The organism is Rhodoplanes sp. SY1 (assembly GCF_046000175.1).
GTDB lineage: Bacteria > Pseudomonadota > Alphaproteobacteria > Rhizobiales > Xanthobacteraceae > Rhodoplanes.
In genome coordinates this window covers 1-690 of the sequence record NZ_JBEOMB010000275.1, presented here as the reverse complement: position 1 = coordinate 690, position 690 = coordinate 1, and the positions used below count along the sequence as shown (strand labels likewise).

Annotated in this window: 1 protein-coding gene; it reads right to left on the bottom strand. The window is 67.5% G+C overall.

What is annotated here, in order from left to right; all coding sequences use genetic code 11:
• On the bottom strand, positions 1 to 236 hold a 236-nt coding region (locus tag ABTU92_RS29080; RefSeq protein ID WP_408095038.1), incomplete at its 3' end, for an RBBP9/YdeN family alpha/beta hydrolase.
• Between the last annotated feature and the right edge of the window lie 454 nt (positions 237 to 690).

The following is a 690-nucleotide window of genomic DNA, read 5'->3' as shown; positions in this document are numbered from 1 at the left end:
CAGGCCTTGGCGAGATGCGCGATCAGCGTGCAGCCGAGACTGTGGCCGACCAGCACGGCCCCGGGATTCCGCCGGACCGCCTCGCGCAGCCGCGCGAGCCAGACGTCAAGGTCCGGCTGGTCCCAGTCCGCCTGGGTCACCCGCCGGGTGTCGCGATGCGAAAGCTCGATATGGGATTGCCAGTGATCTGCCGGCGAGCCGTTCAGACCCGGAACGATCAGGACTTTCGCCGTCATGTCGAAGCCTCGGTGAGAGCGAACCGTGAGAGCGAACCGTGAGAACGATCCGTGCGTCGCGGCATCGTCGTCGATGCCGGTGTGGCGCGTTCGTTCGAACCTCGGCACTCGGGAACGCGACGTCAACCGGCTCCGCACGAAGAAAAAAGTTCGCCGCGGCGGAGCAAGCGATGCGCAAGCGAACCCGTAGGTTCGCCGATCGTCGCGAACGTCGTCTCCTCCGGTCGGGAGGGAGATCGGGTGCCGCCCGGCGCCGTCTTCGGCTCGGTCGGGGGGCACGGGCGACGCGGTCGACCCCGTCGGTTCGGCTCGCTCACTCTGCGGCGGTCGCCTCGGTCGCGAAGGCGACCGGCGTCTGGAACACCGGCAGGAGTTCGTCCTCGATGCGCCAGATGTCCTGCTGCAGGTTGTCCCAGGAGGCGTGGCAATCGATGATCTGCTGGTAGGTGAATCC